Consider the following 6,448-nt stretch of genomic DNA (forward strand, 5'->3'; position numbering starts at 1 on the left):
CAATCTTGCGGGCGCCGAACGGATCGCCGCCGGAATTCGTGCTGCCGGTGGCGGCGCCGAAACGACGCACTTCGATGTTGCCGATGGCCGGGCGACGGTTGCCGCGCTCGAGCCACTGCTGCAAGGCGGAGCGATCCAGATCGTCGTCAACAACGCCGGCATCTACGAAGATGCCAACATGGCAGGCATGTCGGCCGAACAATGGCGGCGCGTGATCGCGGTTTCCCTGGACGGCTTTTTCAACGTCACGCAGCCGTTGCTGCTGCCGATGCTGCGTACCCGGTGGGGCCGTATCGTCAATATTTCTTCGGTCGCCGGCGTGATCGGCAACCGCGGCCAAACCAACTACGCAGCGGCCAAGGCCGGCTTGCACGGTGCGACCAAATCGCTCGCCATGGAAGTCGCGTCGCGTGGCGTCACCGTCAATGCCGTCGCGCCGGGCATCATCGAATCGCGCGCGGCCGCAACGTTCAGCGCGGAACAGATCGCGGCGATGGTGCCGATGCAGCGCGCCGGTACGCCGGATGAGGTTGCGAGTCTGGTCGCTTTTCTGGTTTCGGATGCAGCGTCCTATATATCCGGTCAGATCATTTCGATCAACGGTGCGATGGCATGACCAATGCTGTTGATTTTGCGGCTGACGATCCCATAGGGGCCGCGCTGCGTTCTGTTAGCTCGATGTTCACACCGCGGCCGCTCGACGCGCGCATGGTTGAGCTGCTGGCCGGCTATCCGCCCGAAGCTTGTTCCGAGAAGCTGCATTACAGCATCGAACTCATCGCCCGTTATACAGAGGAGTTGGCAGTCGATATCTTGCAGCGTCTGGGCGCAGCCCGGGAGCTCGATAACTGGCGCAGCGGCGACGAATTAAACCGTGCTCTGGCGTTCGAGCCGCAATTCGCCGATGCTTTGGTATGGCTGCTGCATCAGGCGGCCGAGGTCGGCCGCATCGAGGCGCAAAGCGTGGGCGGCGGCAGCCCGCGCTATCGGCGGTTGAGCGAACCGGACGACAGCAGGCTCGCGTCGCTGCGTGCTGCCGGGCTCGCGATCGATCCCGCCAATGAGCCGACGCTGACGCTGCTCGAGCGCGTCGCGGCGCTTTATCCGGGACTGGCGCGCGGTGAGGTCTCGGCCGATCAGGTGCTGTTCGACCTGCAGCACATCGAGCTCTGGCTCAGCTATTTCAACAACGCCAACCCGGCGTACGCGGTCAACAACTGGGTCGCGGCGCTGGCCGCAGTGCAGCGACTCGACGGCAATGCGAAGTTTCGCATCCTTGAAATCGGCGCCGGCGCCGGCAGCGCAAGCGACATTTTGCTTGGCCTTCTGCATCAGCGCGGGCTCGCCGCGCAACTCGAGCGCTACGTGATCAGCGAACCCAGCCCGTTCTTTCGGCGGCGCGGTGAGCGTCATTTGAAGCGCCGCTTTGTTGGGCTGCCGCTGGAGTTCGTTGCCCTCGACATCGACCGTCCCTGGTCGGAACAGGGTTTCGCGGCAGGAGAATTCGATCTCGTATTCGGCGTCAACGTTATGCACGTCGCCAAAGATCTGGCGTTCAGCCTCGGCGAGGCGAGCGCTGCGCTGCGCGCCAGCGGTTGGCTGGTGCTGGGCGAGTGCCTGCGCGCGGCCAAGCCGATTTTTCCCGAACTGATTTTTCAAACGCTAGCCAGCTTTCGCGACGTCCAGACTGACCCGCAGTTTCGACCTCGACCCGGCTTTTTGAGCGCAGCCCACTGGCGCCTGGCGCTGGCGCACGCGCGCTTTACCGGCATCGAGCTTACGCCTGCGCCGGAACGCCTGCTCGAAATCTGTCCGAATTTTCTGGCGTCCGCGGTATCCGGGCAAAAGCCGCCCATCTGATCCCGCCTGCTATTCCTTCGCGTCCACCAGTTTGCCGGATTTCGCGAATACCCAGGCGAAGGCGAAACCGCCGGTCAGAAAGTTCTTTTTCCTGACCAGCGGGCTGTCCTCGAACGCTGCGCCTTCGAGGGTATCGGCCTTGACGAAAGCGCCGAACCAATAATTATCGAAACGCTTGCTCAACGCGGCAATGAACTGCGCGCCGGCGTACCCGCCGTTGGCAGCGAAAGGCGCGCGTTCCGCGGTAGCGAATTGCGGCGCCACGCCGTAGAAATATTCGTGATAGCGCCGGCTGCCGAACAAGGGCCCGGCCAGCAGCCCGAGATTCCAGCCCGGCCCGGGAACGACGCCTTTCAAATCGATATTGAGGTGCGGATGAAACAACCAGCCTTGATGGTGGATGCCGCTGAAATCGGTCGCTTCGACGGCGCGAAAAGGCAGCCGCAGGTCGAGGTTGAATTGGCGCGTCGGGCTGCGATACAGGAAAAAATTCAGGGATGGGCCGAGTTCCAGAGTGGGATCGAGGTCGGGCATGCCGCGCCGCGCCTGGTTGTCTTCGCTATCGACCGGGACTGAACCGCCGACACTGAAATCGAACTCGGCGATCTCGCTGGAATAAAGCAGTCCGCGTACCTTTTGCCGATCGACTTGCAGCACCTCGCCGCGATAGACCAGGTAAGGCACCGGCAACACATAGGTCTTGCGCTCGTTCGAGCCGCGGTAGTCGGTCAGATTAAGGATAGCGGCGCCGGCGCCCGCCTCCCATAACGGCAGAGGTTCGGCTTTCGCTTGGGCAGCGGAGAACCAGACTACCGCGGCGAGCGTTACTGCGTTACGCCGCTTCGGCATAAAACGCGTCGATTTCCAGCAACAGCTCGCGCCGGCAAATTTCGGCAAGCAGATAGAGGCGCGGCATCGCCGACCCGAACACACGACCGACTTCGGCGTCGAGCAAGGGCAGATCGTTCGCGTCGCGCAGGTAGATTTTCAGATGACTCAGTTGCGCGAGCGATTTCAGCGGGCTCGACTTCAACGCGGGCGGCCGCAGGCGGTTGGCTGTCGCGATGATAGCCTCGAGGTTGCGCGCCGTCTCGCGAAACTGCTCGAGCGTATTGTCGAAGTGGCGCGTGCTATGCCCGACGATGCTCGCGGTTCCCGAAACGTAGAGATGCGCGCCCGCTCGCCACGGTTTGAGTATCGCGCGCGAGAACAGCGGGCTTTTCGGGGCGTAGCAGTCCGGATAATGGTAGGCGCTAACCTGGCGCGGATTTTCGACCGGCAATCCGGATTCGCGGGCGGCGATGAAGTAGATCAACAATCCAGGCGCAAGCGAGCCGACCGCGCTCGCCGCGGCAAGCCGATGTTCTTCGAAGCCGCGTGCGCCGAATGCTTCATGGCGTCCGACGCAAAATGCGCGATAGCGCTCGAGTCCGTCAACATCACGGTTGATCGCCGAAAAATAATTCCACATGCGCAACAAGCGCGGATAGCCGGCGCGGTCGAGCAGACGCAGTATGTCGAGATAAGCGCCCCTGGTCGCGGCTGAAAGTTGGCCCTCGCCGGTTTCTTCGATCAGCAGATGACCGAACAAAACCGCGCCATTGCTTGCGTAAGTTATGCCGGCATCGCTTCCGCGTGCGATTGGCGCCACGCTGTGCCAGACCTCGATGAGGTCCGGGTCGTCGCGTCGCCGCAGCGCCGGCAGGGCAATCGAGACTTCGCGCGGATTGCCGCGGTTGATGGCGGTATGCTCGCCGAACCGCAAAACGGCGAGCACCGAATCGTCGTTCAGCCAGCGTTGCTTTGTAGCTGCCGGTTCCAGAGCGATCGTAAAATTCGCGGCCAACACGGGCGCATTCGTGGGTGCCGCATCAAATGCAAGCGATTTTTTGTTCATTACGGGCAGGGCAAGCGGAACCCATCCGCCAGCGTTACCGCTCTGAGCTTGAGCGCTTCGATCTTTTCCAGCAGCGCGGGCAGCACGGATAACACGACCGGTGGCGCGCCGCGCCGCCGCGTCATGGCGCCATCGTGCAGCACCAGCAGGTCGCCGGCGGCGAGCCCGCGAGTCAGGCGCGCGAGCACCGCTGACGCATCACGATCGACGGCGTCGAAGCCGCGTCGCGTCCACGACACGTAACGCAAACCCAATCGGGCCAGTACCGGATCGAGCAGCGGATTGCGCAAACCCATGGGCGCGCGAAAAAATGCTGGCGTCCGACCGCTCAGCGTTTGCAGCGTTTGCTGAGCAGCGGCGATGTCGCGCTGCAAGCGGTCAAGGCCGTACGCCGCGAAAGCGGGCGAATGCCGGTTGCTGTGATTTTCAACCCGGTGACCGCGGCGAACAATTTCCTGAACCAGGTCGGGATATTGCGCGGCATGGGCGCCTACGCAAAAGAAACTCGCTTTTGCGCCGTGGCGGTCGAGCACATCCAGAACCTGCGGCGTCACGGTCGGGTCGGGGCCATCGTCGAAGGTCAATGCAATTTCATCGCGGGCGACCGCTGACTGCGGCAAGCGCCTCAGGTTGGCGCCGAGTAGCGCGCTGCGCGGGAGCATGCCGGCCAAACCCAAAAGCAGGTGGTTGCAGGCTACGGCAGCGGTGACATACGGCCACGACGGCGGTGAAACTGCGATGGCCGCGAGACCGCTTACGTGCAACAGCATGGACATGCGTATGGCCGGCACAGGCCGCCAGCGGCGGCCTGTGGCGATCGACTCTTCTACCTGGCCGCGAGCGGATCGAATCTGCGATTGCATGAGCGAAATGCTAACAGATCGGCGCGCCGGGGACTAAGAGCTTGTCCGTGATAGCAACGGCGCGTCCTGCTTCACGGCCTGCGCTTTAGCAGGTTGCTGAAAAACTACTGCGATTGCCAATACTACGCTCCTCAGGGCCACAAAATGCTCATGTATTCCTATATACATTCCGCTTTTTCGGCATTTCGCGCCCGGTCTTGGCTGCGCTCGCTACGTTTTTCATCAGCCTGCTGGTGACCCCGGCGCAGGGCTGAATTATTTACGGACAAGCTCCAAGGCGGCGGCTCAACGTCACACAAATATGACGGTTCTGTGTCATCGCCCTGCGGTCTTCCGATATACTGGATTACGCTTTCGATTACGCCTTTCGCAGCCCAACATTTTGAAACCTCTTGTCATCAGCGATTTCACCAGCGTCAACGCGCTCGGCCGTGGCCGCGCCGCCACCTTCGCAGCGCTGCGCGATGGACGCTGCGGACTGCGCCGCAACGATTTCGAAACGGTGGCGCTCGACACCTGGATCGGCCGCGTCGATGGACTAGAGGACGAGCCGGTCAACGGCGAACTCGCGCAATTCGATTGCCGCAATAATCGTCTCGCCCGGGCGGGTCTCGCGCAGGACGGATTCGACCGCAGTGTCGCGCGCGCCCGCGAGCGCTATGGCGCACATCGTATCGCAGTGCTGATCGGCACCAGCACGTCCGGCATCCATGAGACTGAACTTGCCTACCGCGCGCGGGATCCGCAGACCGGTGCGCTGCCGTCGACGTTTCGCTACCGCTACAGCCACAATGTCTTTGCGGCCGCGGATTTCGTGCGTCGTTACTTGCGCCTGCAAGGTCCGGCAGCGGCGATTTCGACCGCGTGTTCTTCGAGCGCCAAGGTGTTTGCGTGCGCTTCCCGCTGGCTCGAAGCCGGGCTCGCCGACGCTGCGGTGGTCGGCGGTGTCGACAGCCTTTGTCTAACCACGCTGTGCGGCTTCAACTCGCTCGAACTCGTCTCGCCCGACGTCTGCCGTCCTTGCGATATCGCGCGCGCGGGAATTTCGATCGGTGAGGCGGCTGGTTTCGCGCTGCTCGAACGCGGCGGCGCAGGTGAGGGCGAACTCGCGCTCGCCGGCTTCGGCGAAAGCTCGGACGCCTACCATATGTCGGCGCCGCACCCGGAAGGCGAAGGAGCTTATCTCGCGATGCGAGAGGCGCTGGCGCGCGCCGGTTTGCAGCCTGCGGATGTCGGTTACGTCAACATGCACGGCACCGCGACACCCGCAAACGACCGCTGCGAAGACGCCGCGCTCTACCGCATTTTCGGCGCCGATGTGCCGTGTAATTCGACCAAGGGCTGGACCGGGCATACGCTGGGCGCCGCTGGCATTACCGAAGCGGTCATAGCCGGTCTGTGCCTGCAGCACGATTTCATTCCGGCCAGCCTCAACACGAGGCATCTCGACCCGACTTTGAAAAGCCACATTGCGTTGCATGCGGAATCGCGCACCTTGCGCTACGTGCTGTCGAATTCGTTCGGTTTCGGCGGCAACAATTGCAGCTTGGTGTTGGGCCGTACGCATTAGGAGCCTCTGATTAACCTATCCACCTCCACACAAGCGACCCACGACAAAGCGAGGCGCCCGGAAAGCGCCGGCCCATGCGGGTTGCGACGATAAGGCCGCATCTGCGGCGTTGCGGGACTCGGTCGTGGAGCAAGCACTGCCCTTCTTCCCGCGCCTTGCATCTGCGGCCTTCTCGTCGCAACGCGGGGGTGGATAGGTTAATCAGAGGTTCCTTAGCGCGCCGCCCGTGGTTATGCCTTGGTGGTGGTGAACACTTCC

General features: G+C 62.7%; 6 protein-coding genes. 3 read left to right on the forward strand and 3 right to left on the reverse strand.

What is annotated here, in order from left to right:
* Positions 1-616, forward strand: a 616-nt coding sequence (fabG, locus tag H0V78_01165) for a 3-oxoacyl-ACP reductase FabG (GenBank protein ID MBA2350429.1), incomplete at its 5' end; no start/stop codon positions are given.
* Positions 613-1,860: a class I SAM-dependent methyltransferase gene (locus tag H0V78_01170; protein MBA2350430.1), complete on the forward strand. Its 1,248-nt coding sequence runs from the start codon at positions 613-615 to the stop codon at positions 1,858-1,860. The genes fabG and H0V78_01170, both read left to right, overlap by 4 nt.
* A gap of 9 nt (positions 1,861-1,869) precedes the next feature.
* Here H0V78_01170 and H0V78_01175 read toward each other — a convergent pair whose 3' ends face one another.
* The 3 genes from H0V78_01175 to H0V78_01185 are packed head-to-tail and all read right to left on the reverse strand — an operon-like array spanning position 1,870 to position 4,620.
* Positions 1,870-2,709 carry a MipA/OmpV family protein gene (locus H0V78_01175; GenBank protein ID MBA2350431.1) on the reverse strand — a complete coding sequence of 280 codons (840 nt, stop codon included), beginning with the start codon at positions 2,707-2,709 and terminating at the stop codon, positions 1,870-1,872.
* Entirely contained in the window at positions 2,693-3,757 is a 1,065-nt protein-coding gene (locus tag H0V78_01180) for a hypothetical protein (GenBank protein ID MBA2350432.1), read from the reverse strand. The genes H0V78_01175 and H0V78_01180 overlap by 17 nt, the downstream gene beginning before the upstream one ends.
* Positions 3,757-4,620, reverse strand: coding sequence for a polysaccharide deacetylase family protein (locus H0V78_01185; protein MBA2350433.1), 864 nt, complete (start codon positions 4,618-4,620; stop codon positions 3,757-3,759). The genes H0V78_01180 and H0V78_01185 overlap by 1 nt, the downstream gene beginning before the upstream one ends.
* Positions 4,621-5,002: 382 nt before the next feature.
* Here H0V78_01185 and H0V78_01190 point away from each other — a divergent pair, with 382 nt between their 5' ends.
* Positions 5,003-6,190: a beta-ketoacyl-[acyl-carrier-protein] synthase family protein gene (locus tag H0V78_01190; GenBank protein ID MBA2350434.1), complete on the forward strand. Its 1,188-nt coding sequence runs from the start codon at positions 5,003-5,005 to the stop codon at positions 6,188-6,190.
* The last annotated feature ends 258 nt before the right edge of the window (positions 6,191-6,448 follow it).

It is taken from the genome of Burkholderiales bacterium (assembly GCA_013695435.1).
In the GTDB taxonomy this organism is placed as follows: Bacteria; Pseudomonadota; Gammaproteobacteria; order Burkholderiales; family JACMKV01; genus JACMKV01.